The organism is Streptomyces sp. SID12501 (assembly GCF_010550245.1).
Classification (GTDB): domain Bacteria; phylum Actinomycetota; class Actinomycetes; order Streptomycetales; family Streptomycetaceae; genus Streptomyces.
On record NZ_JAAGLU010000342.1, the window covers coordinates 1 to 558 of the forward strand.

General features: G+C 68.5%; 1 protein-coding gene. It reads right to left on the reverse strand.

Going from position 1 to position 558, the window contains the following annotated elements:
* The coding region (locus G3I71_RS46120) for a 3-hydroxyacyl-CoA dehydrogenase family protein (protein WP_164324908.1) at positions 1-558 on the reverse strand (558 nt) is incomplete at both ends.

The window sequence follows — 558 nt, forward strand, 5'->3', positions numbered from 1 at the left end:
GACGTAGAAGCCGCGCTTGCCGGCCTTGACCACGGCCGCCAGGTTCGGGGAGACGGTGAAGCGCTCCGGGAAGGCGCGGTTCAGGGTCTCGGAGACGTGCAGACCGATGGCCGGGCCGACCAGCTCCAGGAGCACCAGCGGGGACATCGGCAGGCCGAGCGGCTCGACGGCCTTCTCCGCGACCTCGACCGGGGTGCCCTCGTCGATGACGTTCTGGATCTCGCCCATGAAGCGGGTGAGGATGCGGTTGACGACGAACGCAGGGGCGTCCTTCACCAGCACCGCGGTCTTCTTCAGCTTGCGGGCCACACCGAACGCCGTCGCCAGCGAGGCGTCGTCGGTCTGCTCGCCGCGGACGATCTCCAGGAGCGGGAGGATCGCGACCGGGTTGAAGAAGTGGAAACCGACCACGCGCTCCGGGTGCTGGAGCTTGGAGGCCATCTCGGAGACCGACAGCGAGGAGGTGTTGGTGGCGAGGATCGCGTGCGCCGGGGCGACCGCCTCGACCTCCGCGAACACCTTCTGCTTGACCGACAGCTGCTCGAACACGGCCTCGAT